Origin of the sequence: Stenotrophomonas sp. SXG-1 (assembly GCF_014083965.1) — a bacterium.
GTDB classification, from domain to species: domain Bacteria; phylum Pseudomonadota; class Gammaproteobacteria; order Xanthomonadales; family Xanthomonadaceae; genus Stenotrophomonas; species Stenotrophomonas geniculata.
Genome location: NZ_CP046588.1, coordinates 33,549 through 56,521 on the forward strand (window position 1 = coordinate 33,549; position 22,973 = coordinate 56,521).

A 22,973-nucleotide genomic window follows, 5' to 3' on the forward strand; every position below is an offset into this window, starting at 1 on the left:
TCGCCCGTTGAAAGGAAATGTCTCCATGCCGCACCGCACGACCGTGTCCCGCTGCCTGCTGCTGGCAGTGGCCTTGGCTGCAGGCCCCGCGACGGCCGCCGCCGATGTCCCCACCCTGCTCTTCGATGTGGATGCCAATCACGGCCTGCAGGCCGTGACCGCTCACGGTGAGGCCGTAGCGAACTTTCGCGACAAGGTCGCGGTGGTCGACGACGGCGAGCATGGCAAGGCCATCCAATGGGAAGACGACGGCGTGCTTGCCTGGGACGCGCCGGGCAACATCCTGGCCCAGCGCGGCACGCTGGCCTTCGACTGGCGTTCACGCTATGCGGTGGGTGAAGCGCCGTTCGTGATCTTCCGCGTCGGCTACGCCGACCACAGCAGCTGGGACATGGCCTGGCTGCGCATCGACTGGAACGGGCACGGCTTCGATGCCTTCGTCACCGATGCCAACTTGGCACGCACACGCGTGTCGTTCCGCATGGATGCACTGCCGCGTCCCGACCAGTGGTTGCACCTGGCCTTCGCCTGGGATGAGGACCACGGCGTGCGCCTGTTCATCGATGGCCGCGAAGTGGCGCGTGCACAAGCCACAGGCGATTACGATGCGGCGCTGGACCAGCTCGGCCTGGCCGGGCGGGTGATGGCGCCCTACCAGGTGCAGAGCCGCTACAACTTCCTGCGTGGCAGCGACTTCCAGCACATCCGGGTGTACGACCGCATGCTCGACGCCCCCGCCGTGCAGGCACTGGCAGGCGGCAAGGCGCCGGCCAGCGCGGTGGCGCCGGCCAGCGACGAGCGCGCGTGGCGCCATCGCTTCGGGTGGGAAGGCGCGGCACCGCCTGCGCTGGCGTCGGCCGGCACCCGCATCCGCAAGATCGAATTCGCCGACACCCGCGACCTGAAGGCGTGGATGTGGAAGGCCACCGATGGCATCGCCGAAACCACCTGGCCGGGCGTGTACAACCGCTCGCGCCTGCCCGGCCGCAATGACTACTTCCAGCTTCCGGACTGGAACACCTATGTGGAAGGCGGCCAGCACCTGGACCTGACCCTGCCGGCCACCGAAACGGTGAACCGGGTGGAGATCCGTGGTGCGGCCTTCGGCACCCTTTCCCACGGGCCCGACGCCGAACATGCCACCGACGTGCTGGTCACGCGCCCGCGCGGCGTGGTGCGCAGCGTCGACGACATTGCCGCGCAGCGCGGCGGCGTGCTGCGTTTCAGCAACGTCGAGCAGGAAACACCGATCCAGGAAATCTGGGCCTACCACGTGAGCAAGGGCACCGAGCCGGAAGGCACGGTGAAGCAGACCTACATCATCGACAGCCGGGCGCTGCCCGACTACACCAACCTGGACGCATTGCGCCGCTACATCGACGGACGTTTCCCGGCCGCCGAACGCAGCACGGTGATGGCGCTGCCGAAGGGCGCCGGTTCCCGCCGCCGGGATGCCGGCACCCTGCCCGCACATCCGCAGCCGATCGTGCACGTGCTGATTCCTTCCGGGGTGGGTGACGCGCCGGCCAACCAGCCGCTGATCCGCAGCTGGGCCTACAGCTGGGAGAACATGCACGACGGCCTGGACGGCGTGGCCATCGACCTTCCCGCGCTGGACCTGCCGCCCACCCACGATGGACTGATCCCGCTGAACATCCGCATCAAGGATCCGATCTGGCCGGCGCGCGACATGATCGATGTATCGGTGTCGGTGCCGCCACGGCAGGCGCGCACGCTGTGGCTGGACCTGCGCGATCGCATCCTCACCCCGGACAGCCTGTGGCTGAGCATCGCCTCGGCCGCACCAGGCTTCGATGCCGATGCCCTCGACGGTGCGCAGGTCCGGCTGGTGTTCAAGCCGCGTGCCGACGCGCTGAAGGAGCACGTGGCCGACCGCTTCAACCAAGTCCGCGACAACTGGGGCTTCCTGGTGGAAGAGCACACCACGTCCAAGCGCCAGCGCCTGTACGCGCGCGTGTACGCGGACCTGAGCGACCTGCTGCGGGTGGACCCGGACCATGAACTCGGCCGCCTGTACTGGAACTACATCAGCTACAACAGCCAGGGCCGCCCGCCCTACACGGCGCCTGCCGTGCCCAGGGGCGTGCCGGCGTGGGCATTCAACCAGGTGCAGGACCTGGCGCAGGTGCGGCAGTTCGTCGACTGGTGGATCGACGAACGGCAGGGGGCCTACGGTGACTTCGGTGGTGGCATTTCGGACGATTCCGACCTGACCCAGCAGTGGCCGGGGCTGGCCCTGATGGGCGTGCAGCCGGATCGATTGAACGCCTCGCTGACCGCGCTGTCCGACGCGGTGTACCGCAACGGCATGTTCAGCAACGGCTTGAGTACCATCGAGACCGACGAGCTGCATTCCTATGAGGAAGGCATCAACACCAACAGCGCCATGCTCTACCTCAACTGGGGCGATCCGCTGACGCTGGAACGCCTGATGGAAACGGTGAAGGCCTTCGACGAGCGCATCATCCTGCGCAACCCGCAGGGCCACCTGCTGTTCTCCAGCAACTGGTTCGGTGGCAACAAGGTCTACCGCGAACCGAACTGGCAGTGGCAGAAGCCGTATTCGTTCCCGGTGCTGCACCCGGCGTTCCTGCTGGGCCAGTACAACGCCGACCCCACCGGCCGCGGGCTGGTGATCGGCCTGGCCGATGGCTATCTGGCCCACGCAGGCAAGGACGACAAGGGACGCTTCACCCTGCCCAACGAGATCAACTGGGCCAGCGGTGCCACCCGCGGCGGCGAGTTGAACAACGGCTCCGGCAGTGGCGACACGATGCACACCTTCTGGGCGGCGTGGCGCTGGAGCGGCGATGCGAAGTACCTGCAGGCACTGGACTACCGCGTGGCCCGTGGCGGTCCGGGCGCACTGGCCAACCTGGGCGAGAACGTCGTGGACGTACTGGGCCGGCAACAGGACTGGTATCCGCTGCTGCGCGCCGAGGCTGACGCGGGAAAAACCGGCTTCGCCAGCCTGATGGCCTGGCAGGCCAGCGGCGACAGGTCATACATCGCCGCCCTGCATGCCGACGGCCTGCAGGCGAAAGTGCAGCGCGCGTACATGAACACCGAGGGCCACTGGTGGTCCGACCGCGTGGAAGCGCCCAGTGAATTCCTCCAGCGCGCACGCCTGGGTGGGATCGCGCTGAAGCGCAACCAGAGTTGGCCCGGCCACACCGTCAGCTGGCGCTTCGACCGCGATGGAGCGGCCGAACAGGTCGCCCTGCTGGTGCATGCGCCGTCGCGTGAACGTTTCACCGTTACCAGCTACAACCTGGGCACGCGCACCATCGGCGCCGACATGACCGGCTGGAACGTGGCCAGCGGGACCTGGCGGATACGCAGCGGCGTGGATGCCGATGGCGATGGCCACATCGACGGCACGCCCGCCGAACGCCGCGTACAGCTGGAAACCAGCGCTTCGGTGGCGCTGCAGTTCCGTCCCGGGCGTACCGAGGTGTTCGAGTTCGAACGCGTGTCCGAGGGAACACCGGTGGAAACACGGCCGGACCTGGGCGTGGGTCGCGGCGACGTACGCATCGACGGCAGCCAGCTGCAGGTGACCGTGCACAGCCTGGGCCATGTCGGCACCGGCGTGGCCGTAGCAATGCTGGAAGACGCGCGCGGTCGCGAGATCGCCCGCACGGACGTGCCGGCGCTGGGGGCACCCAGTGACCTGCAGCCGAAGACCGTGCAGGTCTGGCTGCCGTTGCCGGCCGGTGACCGCAGCGGCCTGCGCGTGCGCGTGGCGCTGGCCGACGGTGGCGAGGAAGTGACCCGGCTCAACAACGTGGTCGGCGTGCCGCGATGATGCCTGCATTACGCCGGGCGTGATCCGGCGTGGGTCAGGACGCCTCGGTCTCCAGCCGTTTCATCCGGCGCTGGTACCAGCCATCATCCAACGGCTCGAACACCGCGCTGCGTTCCATCACGCCCTCGTAGACATGCAGCGACACGGCCACGTCCGCTTCGCTGGCGTTGCACAGCGTGTGGTACTCGTGCGGCGGAATCAGGCTGCCGGCACTACCGCGGTGGCCGTACAGCGTGGGCTGGGCGGCAAAGCGATGACGTTCGCCATCCTGTTCAATCAGCGCATAGGGAGTGACGATGAGTTCGCCCTGCCAGACGCCTTCCACGCACCACATCGCATCGTGGTCGTGCAGCGGCGTGCCCTGGCCCGGGCCCCAGCACATGGCGATGACGCTGTAGCCCAAGGTCGGGCTGCGGTGCAGTTCACGGCGTGCGTAATGCCCTTCGACCGGGCGCCGCACGCAGGGGGGCAGCTGGATGGACGGATCGACGATGGCCTCGCGCAGCACCTGCTGCAGCGCACCGGTGATGGCCTCCGGCGTGCCCAGCATCACCGCGGCATCGATCGCAGCGAACAGCCGCTCCCGGCCGGTGAATGACGGTGGCAAGGACATCGTTCCCATGCCCCGACTCTAGCCGAGAGGGGTTAACAGAATGTTTGCACCGCGGTGTCATCACTGCGTGCCGCGCTGCACGAACGGTACTTTCGCGTACAGCGCACGTTCGCCGGCACGAGGATCGTCCACCACGCCGCTCTGGCGATCAAACAGCATGGTCTGCCGCCGGGGCAGCGCGTAGGGGGGCCATTGCGGCATTCCGCGATGATTGGGGTCGCCGTTGCGCGCGAAGGCGATCAGTGCGTCGCTCATTGTCGCCGCCAGCGTATGCGCGTCCGCGCCGCCACCGGTGCGTGCGCCGGGCAGGCCGGCGTTGTCGAACACCAGCGGGATGTCGAGCGTGTGGAAGGCGCGCAGCCGGCCTTGCTCCACCGGTGAGCCCCAGTCCAGCTGGTAGGCCCAGGTGGGCGCGGCCCCGCTGGGCTGGCGCGCACGCGCTTCCAGCTCCTCCACTGCGCCGCGCCAGGAACGTCCTGCGGTAGTGGCCGCGAAGAACACCTCCGAAGGCGTGTAATGCGGGTACAGGCGCCGGTACTCGGCGATCACCGTCTGCGGCAGCAGATCCACGAACTGCTGGCGTTGCAGCTGTGCCGGCAGCGTCTCCCAGGTCAAGGTGAAGTTGGCCGGATCGTTGCCGAGGAAGGCACGGGTCTCGTCGCGCGTATTGCCGATGACCATCGGAATGCTGGCCGACTGCCGCGGCGCCTGCGGCCAGAACGGATGCACCGGGAGGGAGACTTCGTCCAGTACCGGCCCGAAGTACAGCGACGTGCTTTCCACCCGCGATGGATCGCGGGCACGGGTGGCTGCAAGCAGATCCGTGGCCGGGAGCCGCAGCAGGGCAGACAGGTCCTTTGCACCCACTGCCTCCATTGCGATGGCAGCGCGCTGCGCGGCGGCACGCGGGCCGGCCGCGGTGACCTGCTGCCCGCTCATCGTCCACGCGCGCTGGAACAGGCCGCGTGCCGCCGGCATCGCCATCAGCGTGGCGATCTTGGCGCCGCCCCCGGACTGGCCGAACACGGTGATGTTTCCAGCGTCACCGCCGAAGATCGCCGCGTGCTCGCGCACCCACTGCAGCGCCTGTACCAGGTCGAGCTGGCCGACATTCCCCGACGCGGCGTAGCGTGCGTCGCCAAGTGCGCCCAGGTACAGGTAACCGAAGGTGTTCAGCCGATGATTGAGGGTCACCACCACCACATCGCCGCGGCGGCACAGCGCACTGCCGTCGTACAGCGGATCGCTGCCGGAGCCGTTGTTGAACCCACCCCCGTGTATGTAGACCAGCACCGGGCGGCGGCCGCCATCCCCCAGTGCGGGGGTCCAGACGTTGAGGAACAGGCAGTCTTCGCTGCCGGGGCCTTCCGCGCCGCCCTGCGGTGCGGCCGCGCCATAGTCCAGTGCATCGGCGATCCCGTTCCATGCCGCTTCCCGGCGTGGTGGCTGGAAGCGATGGGTGCCGGTATCGGCGCCGTAGCGCACGCCGCGGAATACCAGCACGCCTTGTTCATGCTGGCCGCGCAGGCGCCCCCCGCGCACGCGGACGATCGGCAGGCGTTCGTCGCGTGCACCGGGCATCGCGGCTGCCGGCAGTGCCACCAGCGTGGCCGTGGCCAGCGCCCAGCGCGCGCTGTCGCGCAGGAAACGGCGGCGCTGCAGATCGTCGGGTGCTCTCGTCATCGGCTGCCCTCCGCATCCTTTCCTGCTGTCAGCCATGCCTGCGCCAGCGCTGGCCACTGCGACAGGGTGGAGCCGGGCTGCAGGCGCATGCCGAAGCCGTGGCCGCCATGGGCGAACACATGCAGTTCGTGCTCGACACCCGCCCTGGCCAGCGCCTGCGCCATCACCTCGCTGTTGTGCACGCTGACCACGCGATCGTCGTTGGCATGGATCAGCATCGTCGGCGGCATGTCCGCATGCACGTGCTCCTGCACCGAGTACTGCGTCGCCAATGCGGGGTCAGGGCGCTCGCCCAGCAATCGCCCGCGCGAACCACTGTGCGCATGCGCGCCCATGTCGATGACCGGGTAGACCAGCACCGCCCGTGCCGGGCGCGCGCTCAGCTGATCGATCGCATCGCGTGCGGGATAGACCGGCGCATCGAAGCCGGTGGCCAGCCGCGCAGCCACGTGGCCGCCGGCGGAAAAGCCCATGACCGCCACATTGTCCGCCTCCAGGCCGCGGCGCGCGGCCTGGTCGCGCACGACCCGCAGCGCACGCTGGGCATCGGCCAGCGCCGCCTGGCGGTCCCTGCCCGGCTGCGGCAGGCGGTAGCGAAGCACGAACAGGGTGAAGCCTGCCCGCTGCACCCAGTCCGGCACCAGCGCGCTGCCCTCCTTGTCGATTACCACCCGCTGGTAGCCGCCGCCCGGAATGACCAGCACCGCCTGCCCGTTCGGACGTGGCGGCGCGTGCACGATCATGTATGGCGCATCGATCCCGTCCACGAACCGGTCCGGATGGGCCGGATCGGGGCTGCGCTCAACCACCCGCGCCTTCCGCGCCGGAGCGCTCTGGCCAGGTACCTGGCCGTCCGGCCACAGCGGCAGGCGTTCGCCCGCCACCTCCCCGGCAAGCCGCTGGCCGTCGCGCAGCGGGACGTCGCTGGCACGTGCCGGGGCAAGCGTCAACAGAACGCACAGGAACAGCACAAGAGGGGGCAGACGCATGGCGGACCGGGCTCCAGCGAAGGGTGGGCAGCGTGCCGCAGGCGCCCCGGAAGCGGGTGTGATGCGCTGCGGCTTGCGTGATGACACCGGTTTACCATATACACCTCCTGCAGACGCTGTCGATGGGCAGTGCAACAACGCAGAGGGAGACCGTTCTTGAGCAACGAACACGGCACACAGGGGCAGAGGCCGGCGCCGGACGGTGCAGCCGCCATCGCCCGCGCCTTCACCGATGCACGCCGCGCAGGCAAGGCCCTGCCCGCGTTCCCCGGAGAGATCCCCGTCGATCTGGTGGCTGCCTACCACGTGCAGGACCAGGCCATTGGCCTGTGGAGCGATACAGTGGTCGGCTGGAAGGTGGGTTACATCGCTGCCGAGCGCCGCGACGGCTCCGGCGATGAGCGCCTGCTGGGGCCGATCTTCAAACGTCAGCTCTGGAATGATACCGGTGGAACAACCGACATCCCGGTCTTCGTCGGGGGCTTCGGCGCAGTCGAAGCAGAGTACGTGCTGGAGCTGTTGGAGGACGCGCCGGCCGGACAGCTGGACTGGTCCCCGGAACAGGCCGAAGCGCTGCCTGCGCGCCTCTATATCGGCGTGGAAGTGGCCAGCAGCCCGCTGGCCACCATCAACGAACTTGGTCCGCGCGTGGTGGTGTCCGACTTTGGCAACAACAACGGCCTGGTGCTGGGCCCGGAGATCGTCGACTGGACCGCACGCGACGAAAACTCGCTGCGTGCCGAGACACTGATCGAAGGTGAGGTGGTCGGCACCGGTGGCGCCACCCGCCTGCCCGGTGGCCTGCGCGCGGCCTATGCCTTTGCGCTGTCCCGTTCGGCCCTGCGTGGCCGGCCGCTGCGCAAGGGCGACCTGATCGCCACCGGCAATGCCACCGGCATCCACGATATCGAGGCAGGACAAACGGCGCTGGTGCGCTTTGCCGGCTTCGGTGACATTGCCTGCCGGGCCGTGCCCGCGGGATGACCGCGGGGCTGCCCTGGTGAACACGCGCGGGAGGGCGCAGATGATCACACGACGTAACTTCCTGGCCGGGGGCGCTGCTGCCCTGGCCACCCCGATGCTCGCCGCCTGTGGCCGCGGGCCGGGCGGCGATATGGCCGGTGGCGCGCTGTTGACCGCCACCGACGTGCATGTGGCCGACTACCCTACCGTCACCGCGGTGAAGTGGATCGGCGAAACGCTGCAGCGCGAAACCAACGGTCGCCTGCGCCTGCGCCAGTACCACTCCGGCCAGCTGGGCCGCGAATCCGAGGCGATCGACATGGCGCGCTTCGGTGCCATCGATATCACCCGCGTGTATGCCGGTGCGCTGAACAATGCCTTTCCGCTGACCCAGGCGCTGTGCCTGCCCTACGTGTTCACGTCGGTGGCGCACCAGCGTGCCGCGTTGGATGACGGCGTGGCCGAAGCCGTGCTGCGCGGCTTCCAGGGCCGCGGCCTGGTCGGCCTGGCGATCTACGATTCCGGTGCACGCTGCTTCTACAACACCAAGCACCCCATCGTTTCGCCCAAGGACCTGCACGGCCTGAAGCTGCGCGTCGCCTCATCGGACATCTTCATCCAGCTGATGCGCCTGCTCGGCGCCAACCCGACGCCGATGTCGCTGGGCGACACGTTCTCCGGGATGGAAACCCACATGATCGACGGCGCCGAGAACAACATGCGCAGCTTCCATTCCAGCCGCCACTTCGAAGCGGCGCACTACTGGTCGCAGAGCGACCATTCGTACGCGCCGGATGTGTTGCTGATGTCGCGTGCCAGTTTCGAACGCCTGTCGCCTGACGACCGCCAGCTGCTGCTGCAGATCGCGCGCGCGTCGGTGAAGGTGATGCGCGAGCAGTGGGATGCGTCGGAGGACGCCGCACGCCGCGCCGTGCTGGCCTATGGGGTGAAAGCCAACGAGGTGGACATGCCCGCCTTCCGCACCGCCGCCCAGCCGCTGCTGCAGCAGTACCTGCAGCAGCCGGAGATCGCCGCGCTGGTCGACCGCATCCGCGCCGCCTGAGGACACTGCCATGATCGAGACGACGACGCCCGCCACCGGGCCTGGCCAGCGCCTGCTGGACCGCATCGCCGACATCGCCATCTACGGCGCCGTTGCTGCCCTGCTGGGGCTGGTGGTGGTGCAGGGCTGGCAGGTGTTCGCGCGCTACGTGATCAACGATTCGCCCAGCTGGACTGAGCCGGTCACGCTGCTGCTGCTGGCCACGGCGATGAGCCTGGGTGCCGCCTGCGGTGTGCACACCAACCGCCACTTCGGCTTCTTCCTGCTGCATGCCTACCTGGGCCCCGGCCTGCGCCGTGCGGTGGACGTGCTGGTGCAGCTGGTGGTGGCGGTGCTGGGAGGCTTCATCGCCTTCTGGTCGGGTGATCTGCTGCTCGACGGCCTGGACATCAAGACCGCCGGCGCCGATCTGCCGCAGAGCATCAACTACCTGCCACTGGCGGTGGGCGGCGGGCTGATGCTGCTGTTCGCGCTGAACCGTGCGTGGAACGCGCTGCAGGCCCGCGCCACCGGCGCCGAAGACGCTGAAGGAGATCGTTGATCCATGGGTATCACCATCCTGTTCTCCGTGTTTGCCGTGCTGCTGCTGCTCGGCGTGCCGGTGGCCTACGCGCTGGCCGCTGCCGCGCTGGCCACCCTGCTCTACCTGGATATCCCCAGCATCGTGCTGGTGCAGCAGATCTCGGCCGGTACCGGCTCGGCCTCGCTGATCGCCATTCCGTTGTTCATCTTCGCGGGCGAGATCATGATGCGCGGCGGCATCTCCGAGCGCCTGATCGCCTTGGCCTCGTCGCTGGTGGGGCGCTTGCGCGGTGGCCTCGGCCAGGTCTCGATCCTGTCCTCGCTGTTCTTCGGCGGCGTGTCCGGCTCGGCCATTGCCGACGTTTCGGCGGTCGGCGGCACGATGATCCCGCAGATGGTCAAGCGCGGCTACGACCGCGATTTCGCCGTCAACGTCAGCATCACCGCCGCGCTGGTGGCGCTGCTGGTGCCGCCGTCGCACAACCTGATCCTGTTCTCGGCCGCTGCCGGTGGGGGCCTGTCCATCGCCGATCTGTTCGCCGCCGGCATTGTCCCCGCGCTGCTGATGACGTTGGCGCTGATGGTCACCGGCTATGCGGTGGCGCGCCGCCGCGGCTATGGCGTGGAGGTCTTTCCCGGCTGGCGCGCCGTGGCCCTGCGCATCGTCTCCGCCCTGCCCGGCCTGGGCCTGGTCGCGCTGATCTTCATCGGTATCCGTGCCGGCATCTTCACCGCAGTGGAAAGCGCAGCCATCGCCGTGGTCTACGCCTTGCTGGTGACCACCGTGCTGTACCGGCAACTGCGCTGGCGCGAGTTCTTCGACACCGTCATCCACGCGGCGCGCAGCACGGGCGTGATCCTGTTCGTGATCGCCACCGCCGCCGTGTTTGGCTGGCTGCTGGCCTACCTGCAGGTGCCCGCGGCCGCCGTCGAGTTCCTGCAGTCGTTCGCGCACAGCCAGTTCATGGTGCTGCTGATGATCGTGGTGATGCTGCTGCTGCTGGGCACCTTCATGGACCTGGCGCCGATGATCCTGATCTGCACGCCGATCTTCCTGCCGGTGGCCCGCGCCTACGGCATCGATCCGATCCACTTCGGCCTGGTGCTGGTGCTCACCGGTGGCCTGGGTCTGGTCACGCCCCCGGTGGGCTCGGTGCTGTTCATCGGCACGGCCATCGGCAAGATCAGCGTGGGCCAGAGCATGCGCACGATCTGGCCGCTCTGGTTCGCCGCGCTCGCCGTGCTGCTGGTCGTGGCCTTCTTCCCCTCACTGTCGTTGTGGCTGCCCGCCGCGCTGCGCGGCTGAGCCACAAGGAGACTGCCATGCGTGCACTGTGTATCGCCGCCACCATCACTCTGCTCGTGCTGTTGCTGCCGGCACGGCCTGCACCCGCGGCGGAGCCCGCGCGCGCCCCGGCGCAGTGGGCGCGGGGGCTGGAACACCAGCGCCAGGCGGACCGGGGCGATGGCACGTTCCTCAATCCGGTGCTGGCCGGTGACCATCCGGATCCCTCGGTGCTCAAGGACGGGGACGATTACTACCTCACGCTGTCGTCGTTCGACGCCTACCCCGGGCTCCCGATCTGGCACTCGCGCGACCTGGTGAACTGGCAGCCGCTGGGACATGCGGTCACCCGCAACGTGGGGGCGATCTGGGCGCCGGACATCGTCAAGCATCGGGGGCGCTACTTCATCTACTTCCCGGCCCGCACCGGCGAGCGCCGCAGCAACTTCGTGGTCTGGGCCGATGACATCAAGGGCCCGTGGAGCGCGCCGATCGACATCGGCCTGGGTGGCTACATCGATCCCGGCCATGCAGTGGGTGAAGACGGCAAGCGCTACCTGTTCCTCAGTGGCGGTGATTACGTGCAGCTGGCCGACGACGGGTTGAGCGTGGTCGGCACGCCGAAACACGTCTATGACGGCTGGCGCTACCCGCAGGACTGGGACGTTGAGGCCTACGCGCAGGAAGGCCCGAAGATCCACGTCCGCGACGGCTGGTACTACATGACCACGGCAGTGGGCGGCACCGCCGGTCCGCCGACCGGGCACATGGTGATCACCGCGCGCTCGCGTTCGATCCACGGACCATGGGAGAACGCGCCCAACAACCCGATCACGCGCACGCAGTCGGCGGCCGAGCCCTGGTGGTCACGCGGCCACGCGACGGTGATCGAAGGGACCGATGGACGCTGGTGGATGATGTACCACGGGTACGAGAACGGCTTCTGGACGCTGGGTCGGCAGGCCCTGCTCGAACCGATCGAATGGACCGCTGACGGCTGGTTCCGGGCCACGGGCGGAGACCTTGGTCAGCCACTGCGCAAGCCGGCCGGACAGGCGCTGTCGCCGCATGGCATGGCGCTGTCGGATGATTTCCGCGGCAGCACGCTTGGCCCGCAGTGGGCGTTCTTCAACCCGGCGCAGGATGAGTACCGCCGGCTGGGTTTCAGTGGCAACGGCCTTGTCCTGCAGGGCAAGGGCAGCACGCCGCGCGACGCCTCGCCGCTGACCACCATCGCCGGCGACCGGGCCTATCAGTTCGAGGTGGAGATGGAGATCGCCCCCGGTGCCGTGGGCGGCGCGCTGCTGTTCTACAGCGACCGGCTGTACGCGGGCGTGGGCAGCAACGGCGAGTCGTTCATCATGCATCGCTACGGCGAGGAGCGCCCTGCCCGACCGGCCCCGGGCCGCGGCGGCCGGCTGTGGTTGCGGGTGACCAACAACCGCCACATCGTCACCTTCCACTCCAGCACCGACGGGCACACTTGGCAGAAGTATCCGGTTCAGATGGAAGTGTCCGGTTACCATCACAATGTCGCGGGCAGGTTCCTGGCATTGAAGCCGGCGCTGTATGCGGCCGGCGACGGTGCGGTAACCTTCCGCAACTTCCGCTACCGCGCGCTGGACTGAGCGCGGAGCCGGAATCCCCAGACTTACCGGGTTCAAAACATGTCAGTGCGCAACAAGAACGATGCCGCTACGCCGGCATTGGCGAAGGGCAAGGCAGCCACCATCAACGACATCGCGCGACTGTCGGGTGTATCCAAGAAAACGGTTTCAAGAATCATCAACAACTCGCCACTGGTGCGCAAGGACACGCGCGACAAGGTGGAAGCGTTGATGCGTGAAGTGGGCTACACGCCCGATCCACTGGCCCGCGGGCTGGCGTTCCGCCGCTCCTTCCTGATCGGCATGGTCTACGACAACCCCACCGCGCAGTACATCGTGGACATGCAGTACGGCGCGCTGGATGCATTGCGTGGATCCAGTTTCGAGCTGGTGGTGCATCCCTGTGACAGCCGCAGCCCCGGCTACATCGAAGGCGTGCGTCGCTTCGTGCAGCAGCAGAAGCTGCACGGCGTCATCCTAGTGCCGCGTGCCTCGGAAGACCAGGCGCTGGCGGACATGCTCGATGAGATCGGCTGCCGGTTTACCCGCGTGGCAGCGCTGCCGCTGGACGAAAGCTCGCAGATGGTGGTTACCCATGACCGCGATGGTGCGGCCGAAGCCGCCGACTACCTGCTCTCGCTCGGCCACCGTGACATTGCCCTGGTGACCGGTCCCAGCGCCTACCGTTCGGCCCATGAACGTACCGCCGGCTTCATCGACGCACTGTCGCAACGCGGTATCGAGCTGCCGAAGGACCGCATCATCGAGGCCGGCTACACCTTCGAATCCGGTGTCGCCGCTGCCGAGAAACTGCTGCTGGGCAAGCGCCGCCCGACCGCCATCTTCACCGGCAACGATGAAATGGCCGCCGGTATCTACAAGGTGGCGCTGCGCGCGGGCATCAACATTCCGCGCCAGCTGTCCATTGTCGGCTATGACGACAGCCCGCTTGCCTCGCGCCTGTGGCCCTCGCTGACCTCGGTGCGCCGGCACACGCGCGATACCGGACGCACCGCCGCGGCGATGCTGATCCAGCCCGAAGGCCAGGCCGCGCTGCCCATTGCCAGCGTGCGGCCGCACCTGATCGTCCGCGATTCCTGCCAGCCGCCGGAGGATTGATCCCCAAGGATCAATCCTGCAGGTCACGACCTCTGGTCGTGACACGCCCCTGCCCCATCCACCCGATCCACCGCGCCCTGCCCGGGCCATCCCGGCATCGTGCGACGCAAAATGACACCGGTTTCCTGTCTGGCTAGAATCGACCGTGAACCGCGCCGGGGCCGACCCGTCGGCCCGCCCCCCGCTCTGGAGACGCCATGTACAGCAAGACCCATTACGCCACCCATCCCGATGCCATCCACGGTGCCAGCAACGACCAGCTGCGTGACCTGTACCTGCTCGATGGCCTGTTCAACGCCGGTGCGGTGACCCTCAAGTACACCCACTACGAGCGCTTCGTGATTGGTGGCGCCGCCCCGGTGGACGCACCGCTTGCGCTGCCGACCCAGACCGAACCCGCTTCGGCCGCAGGCCACCCGTTCCTGGAGCGCCGGGAACTGGGCGTGATCAACGTCGGCAGCGGCACTGGTACGGTCACCGTGGATGGCACCGGCTACACGCTGGGTCCGAAGGACGGTCTGTACGTGGCCATGGGCAGCAAGGAGGTCGTGTTCGCCTCGCAGGACGCCGCCAACCCCGCCCAGTTCTATCTGGCCTCGACCCCGGCCCATGCCCGCTTCGAAACCAGGCAGCTGTCCATCAAGGACGCCGTTGCACTGGACCGCGGCGCGCTGGAAACCAGCAACGAGCGCACCATCTACCAGTACATCGTGCCGGCCACCTGCCAGTCCTCGCAGCTGCTGCTGGGCCTGACCGTGCTCAAGCCGGGCAGCGTGTGGAACACCATGCCGCCGCACCTGCACGACCGTCGCAGCGAGGTCTACTTCTACTTCGACCTGGGTGACAGCGACCGCGTCTACCACTTCATGGGCGAGCCGGCCGCGCAGCGTCACATCGTGATCCAGAACAACGAAGCGGTAGTGTCGCCGCCGTGGTCGATCCACATGGGCGCCGGCACCAGCAACTACGCCTTCATCTGGGCGATGGGTGGCGAGAACCTGGACTACACCGACATGCACGTGCTGGACATCTGCCAGCTCAAGTAAGCCCGCCTGGCCGCCGCGCACCGTGTGCCGGCCGTCGACACCGCTCGTCTCTATCAAGGAACGCATACGCAATGGCTAATCCCTTCAGCCTGGAAGGCAAGGTCGCTCTGGTAACCGGTGGCAATACCGGTCTGGGCCAGGGCATCGCCGTGGCACTGGCCGCCGCTGGTGCCGACGTCGCCGTGGCCGGCATCGCCCCGCCCACCGATACCATCGAAAAGATCACCGCGCTGGGCCGCCGCTGCCTGGCCATCGAAGCCAACCTGATCAGCATCGAGCCGGTGGCGCGCGTGGTCCGCGAGACCATCGAAGGCCTGGGCGGGTTGGACATCCTGGTCAACAACGCCGGCCTGATCCGCCGCGCCGATGCGGTGGACTTCAGCGAGCAGGACTGGGACGACGTGATGAACGTCAATCTCAAGTCCGCGTTCTTCATTTCGCAGGCCGCCGGCCGCCACTTCATCGAACAGGGCCACGGCAAGATCATCAACATCGCTTCGATGCTGTCCTTCCAGGGCGGTATCCGCGTGCCGTCGTACACCGCCAGCAAGAGCGGCATCGCCGGCATCACCCGGCTGCTGGCCAACGAGTGGGCGGGCAAGGGCATCAACATCAATGCCATCGCCCCGGGCTACATGGCGACCGACAACACCGCCCAGCTGCGCGCCGACGAAGCGCGCAACAAGGCGATCCTGGAGCGCATCCCGGCCGGTCGCTGGGGCACGCCGGATGACCTGGCCGGTGCGGCGGTGTTCCTGGCCTCGTCGGCGTCGGATTACATCAACGGCGCCGTGCTGCCGGTCGATGGTGGCTGGCTGGCGCGCTGACGCGTGATCCGCGGTAGTGCCGGCCGCTGGCCGGCGTCCTGGCAATGCTTCCGCCGTTCATGAGGTTGCCGGGCAGCGGCCGGCACTACCGGAGACCGGACATGCGCACCCTGTTGCCTTTGTTGTTGCTGCTGTCGTGCACCACCGCGCAGGCGGCGCCCGTGCGGGTCTTCATTGCCGGTGACTCCACTGCGGCCGCATACGGCCCCGAGCGCGCGCCGCAGGCCGGCTGGGGCCAGGCGCTGCAGAGCTACCTGGACCCGGCGCGCTTGGAGGTGCACAACCACGCCAAGGGCGGGCGCAGCACGCGCAGTTTCATCGAGGAAGGGCGCCTGGAGGCCATCGCCGCCGAGCTGCGCCAAGGCGACGTGCTGCTGATCCAGTTCGGCCACAACGATGCGAAGTTCGAAGACCGCACGCGCTACACCGATCCGGACAGCGACTACCCACGCCTGCTGATGCGTTACGTACAGGTGGCCCGCGCAAAGGGCGCCACGCCGGTGCTGGTCACGCCGGTGGCGCGGCTGCTGTACGACTTCGGTTCACTGCTGGATACGCATGGCCGCTACACGCAGTCGATGAAGGCGTTGGCCGCGCGCGAGCAGATTGCGCTGATTGATCTGAATGACCGCAGCATGCGCTGGGTCCGCGCGCTGGGTGAGGAGGGCGCGCGACCCTACTTCCTGTTCGTGCCCGAACAGAACAAGGCCGACGGCACCCATTTCAGCGTGGCCGGCGCACATGCGGTGGCCTGCCTGGTATTGCGCGAGGCGGTGCCGCTGCTACCCGCGCTGCAGCCGGCGCTGGTGCGGGATATCGACTGCGACGTGGTGGCGGAAGGGCAGGGTAGCGACCCAGCCCTGCCCTCGCAGGTGGTGCACGAAGACAGTGTTGTGCGCACGCAAGCAGGCCCGCACGGCGGTGCCGGCCCGACCACGGCGTATCCGTTCTTCGCCGATGCCGAAGGGCTGCCGTTCGTGCTGCGCAAGCGTGTGCTGCACAAAGGCGCGGGCATCGGCCTGCATCCGCAGCACAAGGACGAGATCTATTACATCGTCAGTGGGCAGGGCAGTTATGTGCTGGATGGCAGGCAGTACGACGTGCACGCCGGGCACGCGCTGCTGACCCGCAAGGGCAGCCACCATGCGCTGCAGCAGGTGGGTGAGGAGGATCTGGTGGTGCTGCTGGTGTACCCGCGCTGATTGAAACGTAGCCGAGCATGGGCTCGGCTTTACAGAACAGCGCCGGCGTGCATGGTCATCGTCGTTCGACAGGCTCCGGGCCGAAGTGCTTCAGCCCCAACCTGGCCAGGTCTTCCGGTCGCTCGAAATAGGCTTCGTCGAAGGCGTGCAGCGCCTCCTGCTCCTGTTCGGTCATCGCGCCGTACAGGTCGGTCAGTTGCTTGACCGCCGGGTCATCTTCCAGCCGGTCGACCAGCCCGCGCATGCCGGCCAGGATCGCGTGGGTCTTCGCCGCGCCCATCGCCTGCAGCGCACGTAACGCCAGCTGGCAGGTCGGGTCGCCCCAGTTGCACAGGAACTGCATGAAGCCGCCGTTGTTGATGTCGGCCTCCATGCGCCACAGCGCCACCAGCTGCTGGTCTTCGTCGGACAGCGCATCACACGTCACCGCCGTCCGCCCAGCCTTCACCCGTGCCGGCCTGGAACACGTGATCGTCAGCCTGCACGTCACCGGCAGGCAGGTGCGCCTGGTCGGCCAGTGCCGCGTAGATTGGGGTGAAGTCCGGCGACGTCGCCTGCATCAGCTGTTCAAAGCTGTCGATGACGAAGTAGGTCTTCTGGAAGGTGTCGATGCGGTACTTCGTTCGCATGATCCGCTGCAGGTCGAAACCGATGCGGTTGGGTGCGGCCGATTCCAGCGAGTACAGCGACTCGCCCTTGGACGACACGATGCCGGCACCGTAGATGCGCAGGCCGTCGGGCGTGTCGATCAGGCCGAACTCCACCGTGTACCAGTACAGGCGGGTCAGGTTCTGCAGCGCGTCCGGGCCGATCGCGTGGGCTTTGACGCCGCCACGGCCGTACGCCTCCATGTAGTCGGCGAACACCGGGTTCATCAGCAGCGGCACGTGGCCGAACAGATCGTGGAACAGGTCCGGTTCGGCGATGTAGTCGATCTGGTCGGGGCGACGGATCCACCAGGTCACCGGAAAACGGCGGTTGGCCAGATGGTCGAAGAAATCCAGTTCCGGCAGCAGGCCTTCAACGCCGACCAGGGTCCAGCCGGTGGCCGCGCCCAGCACTTCGTTGAGCTGGTCGAAGCGCGGAATCATGTGCGCGTTCATGCCCATCTCGTCCTGTGCATCCAGGAATTCCTGGCAGGCGCGGCCGACCAGCAGTTCGCGCTGGCGCTGGTACAGCGTGCTCCAGGTGGCGTGGTCGTCGGCGCTGTAGGTGTCCCACGGCTGCTCGACGAGCGCGGTGGTATACACCGGCACGTAGCCCTTGTCGGTCTGCTGGTGTTCGACGCGGCGGGGCTGGGCGAGGTCCATGGGGCACTTCTGGATGGGATACCCACGATGCTAGGGCAGGGTGCGCGCAACAGGGTTGCAAAAGTTGCGCCGATTGGCCTTGTTGGCGCAATATCCTTGCGTACTCACCATGTTGCGGGGCAACAATGGCCGGAGAAGTCCAGTTCGATCGCACGGATATACGTCTGCTGGCTGAAATCCAGCGGGATGGGCGCGCCACCAACGCCGAGCTCGCAACACGGGTGAACCTCTCGCCCTCGGCCTGCCTGCGCCGCCTGCAGCGGCTGGAAAGCGAGGGCGTGATCGTCGGCTATGGCGCGCGGCTGGAGCCACGGCAGCTGCGGCTGGGCCTGCAGGCCTTCGTGCGCGTGCAGCTGGAAAAGCACGACCAGGCCGCCATCGGCCACTTCGTGGACAGCGTGCAGGGCTGGGATGAAGTGGTGGCCTGCCATGCACTGACCGGCGACATGGACTATCTGCTGCACGTCTACGTGCGCGACCTGGAGCACTTCTCGCACTTCCTGCTGGACCGGCTGCTCAACGCCGGTGGCGTGGCCGATGCCAATTCCAGCTTCGTGCTGCGCACGGTGAAGGGATTCCAGGCATTGCCGCTTTCACAGCTGGAATAAGCGCGCCGCCGCGATTTGACGCAGCCGGGCGGGTAGCTGAGCATCACCGCCCTGCGCTCGCCGCAGCGTTCCTTTCCGGTTCCACGCATGTCCGAACTCCAGCACCCGGTGCCCACCACCACCTTCCTGCCGCTGCAGCGCAAGTCGCTGGCGCGCTTCATCGCCCATGGCACGCCGCCGCAGACCGCGCTGGAACAGGCCGGGTTGATGGCTGCGCAGCTGTGCCGCGCGCGCCTGCACACACCAGCGGAAATCGAGCGCCTGCTGCACGAAGCCTGCGCGCTGTTCGCCAGCCATGACGGCGCGGCCGCGCAGCTTGCCGGCGCCGGCGGCGGTGGCCAGCCGGAACTCGATGCCTGGCTGGCCGCGCTGGCCGCCCATGGCGTGCTGCTGGCACCGGCGGAGATCCTGCAGGACTTCATCGTGCAGTCGCCCAGCGAGTACCCCGGCCTGGCCCTGCAGCAGGCCTGCCAGGAAACCCTGGCCGAACACGAGATCCGCTTCCCGCCCGCCTTCGCCAGCGACGATGAGGACGACGACCAGGACGAGGCCGTTGCCAGCGACGCGCGTGCGGTCGAACACCATGGCCTGTACACCTCCGAGCAGGCCCGCGTGCTGCGCGCCATCGCCGCCAACCCCGATGAGCTGATCGACCTCGATGGCTATGCCGGCACCGGCAAGGGCCACCTGGTGCTGGCGCTGATGGAGGCGCGGCCCGGCCGCTACACCTACGTGGCGCCCTCGCGTGGGCAGGTGGAAGCCTTCCGCAGCCGCGTGCCGGCCAGCACCGCGGTGCGCCTGCTGACCCAGATCGAGTTCGCCAACCGCGTGGCGCAGCATGCCGCGCGCAGCGGCCACACCGGGGGCTTCGTTGCCAGCTACCGGCGCAGCACCCGCACGCCGCGCGAGATTGCCGGCCGCATCGGCCTGCAGGGCATCGGTGGGCGCAGCCCGGAGCAGGTGCTGCTGACTGCGTTCGAGGCCATCAACCGTTGGTGCGCGTCGTCGGCACCGGGCTTGGCGTTCCAGCATTTCGACCGTTCGGTGCCCGCCGCGATGCTCGACGTGTCGCCGTACATGGCGGCCGCCGAGCACGTCTGGCGCTGCATGTTCGACGCCGACCTGCAGCGGGGCACGCTGCTGAGCCTCAGCCCGGCGCACATCGGCAAGTGGCTGGCACTGCGCGGCGTTACCCCGCCGCTGGACATGGGCATGCTGCTGGTGGACGAGGCGCATGACCTGAGCCCGTCGTGGAAGCAGTTGCTGGCCGGCCATGCGCCTGGCGTGGTCAGCCTGGGTGATCCGCACCAGTGCCTGACCGGTACGGTGCCGCGCTGGGCCGCGTCGAAGGTGCTGGAAATGCACCAGTCGGTGCGCCAGGGCAACCAGGTCGAGGACCTGGTCAACCAGACCCTGGCACTGGATGGACTGGGCCAGGACAGTGGGCCGTTCGTCGGTGCCGCCGACCGCGCCACCGGTGTGCTGCATTACCGCCACTGGGCGCAGGTGCCGAGAGAGGGCCTGCGCATCCATGGCAGCGTCGCCGATCTGGCCCTGGATGCGGCACAGCTGCACGCGCTCGGGCTGCGGCCCTATCTGCATCCGGCATCGCTGCGCGCGCTGCGCAGCGTGCTGCAGCGGCCGCTGGATGCGTGGCGCCGGCGCCGCGACAGCGCCTCGGACCCGGCACAGGAGCGCTTCCTGGCCACGCAGGCCGACGAAGGGCAGGGCGCGCTGGTGGAACTGTTTGCGTCTGCCGATCGGGTGCAGTCACTGCTGCAGGCGCTCGACGACCAGGACACGCCTGCTGAAGGGCGGGTGGCGCTGTGCCTGGCCGAACACGCGAAGAACCTGCAGTTCGACGTGGTCTCACTGTCACCCGGTTGCTTCAGTGCGGGGCAGGGCGGGCGCATCTGGCACAACCCGGTGCGCGCGGTCTATCTGGCACTCACCCGTGCGCGACGCCAGCTGCATGTGCCGGCCGATGGCATGGAACAGCTGCAGCACACGGCGACACTGCAGGAGCAGGCCCGTCAGGCGCGCAGGCGCGAGCGGCAGCAGGCCAGCGGTTACCGGCCTGCGCGCTAGAACGCGCGCGTCGCTGTCTGGCAGCGACACGCCGGCTTAGCTCAGCACTTGTCCTTGCGGCCCATCAACTTGCCCAGGCGCGAGGCTTCCTCGCACTTCGGCGCGGCCACGGGTGCCGGTGCGGCGGCCGCGGCGCGTGCACGCTGCAGCTGCTGGATCTTGGCGCGGATCTGTGGCATCGCGGCCATTGCGGCCTTTTCGCCCTCCAGGATCGCGGTGCCACGCTGGCTGAAATCGGCGGCGCCGATGTCCAGCACCTTCGGGCGTATGACGATGTCGGCGCGTGCCAGTTCCTGCTCGCCCAGGCGCTGGCCCATGATCGAGATGGACTGGTTGACGATGCCCAGCATGTCAGTCGGCGCCTTGCCGCTGGCCTTGCTGGAGATGTCCACGGCGATCACGAAGTCGGCGCCGAGCTGGCGTGCGGCATCCACCGGCACCGGGCTGACCACACCGCCATCAATGTAGTTGCGACCGCCGATCTTCACCGGCTCGAACACACCGGGAATGCTGCTCGATGCGCGCACCGCCTGGCCGACGTTGCCGCGCACGAAGATCGCGCGCTCGCCTGTTTCCAGCTGGGTGGCGACGGCGGCGAACGGCTTCTTCAGGCGCTCGGCGGGGCGGTTGGCGACCTGCTCGTTGACGTAGTCCTGCAGCTTCTGGCCCTGCACCAGGCCACCGGAGAACAGGCGCACGTCGCGGATGCTGGCTTCATCCAGCGCCACTGCCTTGCTCTGCATCTGGAAGGCATCCATGCCGCTGGCATACAGCGCGCCGACCACGCTGCCGGCACTGGTGCCGGACACCACGGCCGGTTCGAAGCCATTGGCCTCCAGCATCTTGATCACGCCGATGTGGGCGAAGCCCTTGGCCGCGCCACCGCCGAGCGCGATACCGATCTTCACTGGCTTGGCCTGCGGCACCACGGTCGGTGCCGGCGGCGGCGTGGGGCGGACCGGGTCGCCACCGCAGCCGGCCAGCAGGCCGATCAGGGCGACGGACAGCAGCATGCGGGGGCGGAACAGGCTCATCGGCAGTGCGCTCGCGGCGCCGGATTCGGGAAAGGGCGCCAGCATACCGAAGCGGTGGCGGGGCGGGCAGGGTGGGGGTATTCCCTATTCATAGAACACCACGGGTAGCGCCGGGCCATGCCCGGCGAGCGCAGCGGTGGTCAGAACCGGTTGTCGCCGTCCAGCATCCGGCCCAGGCCGCCCAGCACCGAGCCTTCGCCGCGGCTCTGGCCCCCGCCCTGCGGCGCCGCCATCCACATGCGCCCGGCCAGGCGCGAGAACGGCAGCGACTGCAGCCAGACCTTGCCCGGGCCGGTCAGCGTGGCCAGGAACACGCCCTCGCCTCCGAACAGCATGCTCTTGATGCCGGTGACCCGGCGTACGTCCATGTCCACGGTCGGGTGGTAGGCCACCACGCAGCCGGTATCCACGTCCAGTCGCTCACCTGCGGCCAGCTCGCGCTCGACCACGCAGCCACCGGCGTGGATGAACACCCAGCCGTCCCCCTCCAGCTTCTGCATGATGAAGCCTTCGCCACCGAACAGGCCGGTCATGATCTTGCGCTGGAACTGCACGCCGATCTGCACGCCGCGCGCGCCGGCCAGGAAGCTGTCCTTCTGGCAGATCAGGCGGCCGCCATGCTGGTCCAGCTTCATTGCCAGTACGGTTCCGGGGTAGGGGGCGGCGAAGGCGACCTTGCCCTTGCCGTGGCCGCTCTGGGTGTAGACGGTGGCAAACAGGCTCTCGCCGGTCAGCACGCGCTTGCCGGCGGCCATCACCTTGCCCATGAAGCCGCCGCCCTGGTCGCCGTTGGCGGCGCCGAACACCGTATCCATCTGCACGGTGGCGTCCTTGAACATCAATGCGCCGGCCTCGGCAATGGCGCTCTCACCGGGGTCGAGCTCGATTTCCACGAACTGCATTTCATGGCCGACGATGCGGAACTCGATGTCGTCGGCGCGGCTGCTGGCAGCGGCGGGGACCGGCGGCGGGGTGTTCGGCATGCCCGGGGCCGCGGACTGCAGTTCGGGCACCTCGGCGATCGAGGTCCACCCGCTCATGCCCTGGCACCAGGCCAGGGAGCGCGGGTTGGCCTGGGCGTAGCGGCGCGCGGCCTCGTCATCAAGCGGGCCGATACGCTCGGCCTGGGCGGAGGCATGGAAGTACCACTGGGTCATCGCGGCGGCTCCGCAGGGCTGGTAAACC

At 68.2% G+C, this 22,973-nt stretch carries 19 protein-coding genes; 12 read left to right on the forward strand and 7 right to left on the reverse strand.

What is annotated here, in order from left to right:
• Positions 1–25: 25 nt before the first annotated feature.
• Entirely contained in the window at positions 26–3,829 is a 3,804-nt protein-coding gene (locus GOC52_RS00145; protein WP_019337396.1) for a LamG-like jellyroll fold domain-containing protein, read from the forward strand.
• Between the two features lie 34 nt (positions 3,830–3,863).
• Here the strand turns inward: GOC52_RS00145 and GOC52_RS00150 are convergent, their stop codons facing one another.
• Genes GOC52_RS00150 through GOC52_RS00160 form a run of 3 tightly spaced genes read right to left on the reverse strand, consistent with a single transcriptional unit; the run spans position 3,864 to position 7,096 of the window.
• Positions 3,864–4,451 carry a cysteine dioxygenase family protein gene (locus GOC52_RS00150; protein WP_019337395.1) on the reverse strand — a complete coding sequence of 196 codons (588 nt, stop codon included), beginning with the start codon at positions 4,449–4,451 and terminating at the stop codon, positions 3,864–3,866.
• A gap of 51 nt (positions 4,452–4,502) precedes the next feature.
• Positions 4,503–6,125 (reverse strand): carboxylesterase/lipase family protein, encoded by a 1,623-nt coding sequence (locus tag GOC52_RS00155; RefSeq protein ID WP_019337394.1) that lies wholly within the window; start codon positions 6,123–6,125, stop codon positions 4,503–4,505.
• Positions 6,122–7,096, reverse strand: coding sequence for an alpha/beta hydrolase (locus GOC52_RS00160; RefSeq protein WP_049453892.1), 975 nt, complete (start codon positions 7,094–7,096; stop codon positions 6,122–6,124). Before GOC52_RS00160 ends, GOC52_RS00155 begins: the two co-directional genes overlap by 4 nt.
• 174 nt (positions 7,097–7,270) lie before the next feature.
• Between GOC52_RS00160 and GOC52_RS00165 the strand changes: the two genes are divergently transcribed.
• The 9 genes from GOC52_RS00165 to GOC52_RS00205 all read left to right on the forward strand — a co-directional run bounded on the left by GOC52_RS00165 (position 7,271) and on the right by GOC52_RS00205 (position 16,748).
• On the forward strand, positions 7,271–8,098 hold the full coding sequence (locus tag GOC52_RS00165; protein ID WP_019337392.1) for a 2-keto-4-pentenoate hydratase: 828 nt from the start codon (positions 7,271–7,273) through the stop codon (positions 8,096–8,098).
• A 40-nt stretch (positions 8,099–8,138) separates the two neighbouring features.
• Complete coding sequence (locus tag GOC52_RS00170; RefSeq protein ID WP_019337391.1) at positions 8,139–9,140, forward strand: TRAP transporter substrate-binding protein; 1,002 nt, start codon at positions 8,139–8,141, stop codon at positions 9,138–9,140.
• Positions 9,141–9,150: 10 nt separating this feature from the next.
• Positions 9,151–9,681, forward strand: a complete 531-nt coding sequence (locus GOC52_RS00175) for a TRAP transporter small permease (protein ID WP_019658831.1) — start codon at positions 9,151–9,153, stop codon at positions 9,679–9,681.
• Positions 9,682–9,684: 3 nt separating this feature from the next.
• Positions 9,685–10,968, forward strand: coding sequence for a TRAP transporter large permease (locus tag GOC52_RS00180; RefSeq protein WP_191850390.1), 1,284 nt, complete (start codon positions 9,685–9,687; stop codon positions 10,966–10,968).
• Between the two features lie 17 nt (positions 10,969–10,985).
• On the forward strand, positions 10,986–12,575 hold the full coding sequence (locus tag GOC52_RS00185; RefSeq protein WP_019337389.1) for a family 43 glycosylhydrolase: 1,590 nt from the start codon (positions 10,986–10,988) through the stop codon (positions 12,573–12,575).
• Between the two features lie 39 nt (positions 12,576–12,614).
• Positions 12,615–13,673 carry a LacI family DNA-binding transcriptional regulator gene (locus tag GOC52_RS00190; protein WP_019337388.1) on the forward strand — a complete coding sequence of 353 codons (1,059 nt, stop codon included), beginning with the start codon at positions 12,615–12,617 and terminating at the stop codon, positions 13,671–13,673.
• Positions 13,674–13,870: 197 nt separating this feature from the next.
• A complete protein-coding gene (gene kduI / locus GOC52_RS00195) occupies positions 13,871–14,719 on the forward strand; it encodes a 5-dehydro-4-deoxy-D-glucuronate isomerase (protein ID WP_019337387.1) in 849 nt (282 codons plus the stop codon).
• Between the two features lie 71 nt (positions 14,720–14,790).
• Positions 14,791–15,546 (forward strand): 2-dehydro-3-deoxy-D-gluconate 5-dehydrogenase KduD, encoded by a 756-nt coding sequence (kduD, locus tag GOC52_RS00200; protein ID WP_005421125.1) that lies wholly within the window; start codon positions 14,791–14,793, stop codon positions 15,544–15,546.
• Between the two features lie 101 nt (positions 15,547–15,647).
• Positions 15,648–16,748: a GDSL-type esterase/lipase family protein gene (locus GOC52_RS00205; protein ID WP_019337386.1), complete on the forward strand. Its 1,101-nt coding sequence runs from the start codon at positions 15,648–15,650 to the stop codon at positions 16,746–16,748.
• Positions 16,749–16,803: 55 nt separating this feature from the next.
• Here GOC52_RS00205 and GOC52_RS00210 read toward each other — a convergent pair whose 3' ends face one another.
• Both GOC52_RS00210 and phhA read right to left on the reverse strand, forming a co-directional pair.
• The gene (locus GOC52_RS00210) at positions 16,804–17,175 is read right to left on the reverse strand and encodes a DMP19 family protein (RefSeq protein ID WP_231298805.1); all 372 of its coding nucleotides are present in this window, start codon (positions 17,173–17,175) and stop codon (positions 16,804–16,806) included.
• Complete coding sequence (phhA, locus tag GOC52_RS00215) at positions 17,165–18,058, reverse strand: phenylalanine 4-monooxygenase (RefSeq protein ID WP_019658833.1); 894 nt, start codon at positions 18,056–18,058, stop codon at positions 17,165–17,167. The genes GOC52_RS00210 and phhA overlap by 11 nt, the downstream gene beginning before the upstream one ends.
• 125 nt (positions 18,059–18,183) lie before the next feature.
• On the opposite strand from phhA, the gene GOC52_RS00220 reads away from it, so the two are divergent.
• A complete protein-coding gene (locus tag GOC52_RS00220) occupies positions 18,184–18,666 on the forward strand; it encodes an Lrp/AsnC family transcriptional regulator (protein ID WP_004153377.1) in 483 nt (160 codons plus the stop codon).
• A gap of 87 nt (positions 18,667–18,753) precedes the next feature.
• Positions 18,754–20,754 carry a hypothetical protein gene (locus tag GOC52_RS00225; RefSeq protein ID WP_191850392.1) on the forward strand — a complete coding sequence of 667 codons (2,001 nt, stop codon included), beginning with the start codon at positions 18,754–18,756 and terminating at the stop codon, positions 20,752–20,754.
• 41 nt (positions 20,755–20,795) lie between these two features.
• Here the strand turns inward: GOC52_RS00225 and GOC52_RS00230 are convergent, their stop codons facing one another.
• Positions 20,796–21,788 (reverse strand): patatin-like phospholipase family protein, encoded by a 993-nt coding sequence (locus GOC52_RS00230; protein WP_019337382.1) that lies wholly within the window; start codon positions 21,786–21,788, stop codon positions 20,796–20,798.
• 140 nt (positions 21,789–21,928) lie between these two features.
• A complete protein-coding gene (locus GOC52_RS00235; RefSeq protein WP_010487363.1) occupies positions 21,929–22,945 on the reverse strand; it encodes a TIGR00266 family protein in 1,017 nt (338 codons plus the stop codon).
• Positions 22,946–22,973 lie beyond the last annotated feature (28 nt).

Coding starts and splice junctions, on each gene's coding strand:
- GOC52_RS00145 (WP_019337396.1), top strand. CDS start 26: ATGCCGCACCGCACGACCGTGTCCCGCTGCCTGCTGCTGGCAGTGGCC.
- GOC52_RS00150 (WP_019337395.1), bottom strand. CDS start 4,451: ATGGGAACGATGTCCTTGCCACCGTCATTCACCGGCCGGGAGCGGCTG.
- GOC52_RS00155 (WP_019337394.1), bottom strand. CDS start 6,125: ATGACGAGAGCACCCGACGATCTGCAGCGCCGCCGTTTCCTGCGCGAC.
- GOC52_RS00170 (WP_019337391.1), top strand. CDS start 8,139: ATGATCACACGACGTAACTTCCTGGCCGGGGGCGCTGCTGCCCTGGCC.
- GOC52_RS00175 (WP_019658831.1), top strand. CDS start 9,151: ATGATCGAGACGACGACGCCCGCCACCGGGCCTGGCCAGCGCCTGCTG.
- GOC52_RS00180 (WP_191850390.1), top strand. CDS start 9,685: ATGGGTATCACCATCCTGTTCTCCGTGTTTGCCGTGCTGCTGCTGCTC.
- GOC52_RS00185 (WP_019337389.1), top strand. CDS start 10,986: ATGCGTGCACTGTGTATCGCCGCCACCATCACTCTGCTCGTGCTGTTG.
- GOC52_RS00190 (WP_019337388.1), top strand. CDS start 12,615: ATGTCAGTGCGCAACAAGAACGATGCCGCTACGCCGGCATTGGCGAAG.
- kduI (WP_019337387.1), top strand. CDS start 13,871: ATGTACAGCAAGACCCATTACGCCACCCATCCCGATGCCATCCACGGT.
- kduD (WP_005421125.1), top strand. CDS start 14,791: ATGGCTAATCCCTTCAGCCTGGAAGGCAAGGTCGCTCTGGTAACCGGT.
- GOC52_RS00205 (WP_019337386.1), top strand. CDS start 15,648: ATGCGCACCCTGTTGCCTTTGTTGTTGCTGCTGTCGTGCACCACCGCG.
- phhA (WP_019658833.1), bottom strand. CDS start 18,058: ATGGACCTCGCCCAGCCCCGCCGCGTCGAACACCAGCAGACCGACAAG.
- GOC52_RS00220 (WP_004153377.1), top strand. CDS start 18,184: ATGGCCGGAGAAGTCCAGTTCGATCGCACGGATATACGTCTGCTGGCT.
- GOC52_RS00225 (WP_191850392.1), top strand. CDS start 18,754: ATGTCCGAACTCCAGCACCCGGTGCCCACCACCACCTTCCTGCCGCTG.
- GOC52_RS00230 (WP_019337382.1), bottom strand. CDS start 21,788: ATGAGCCTGTTCCGCCCCCGCATGCTGCTGTCCGTCGCCCTGATCGGC.
- GOC52_RS00235 (WP_010487363.1), bottom strand. CDS start 22,945: ATGACCCAGTGGTACTTCCATGCCTCCGCCCAGGCCGAGCGTATCGGC.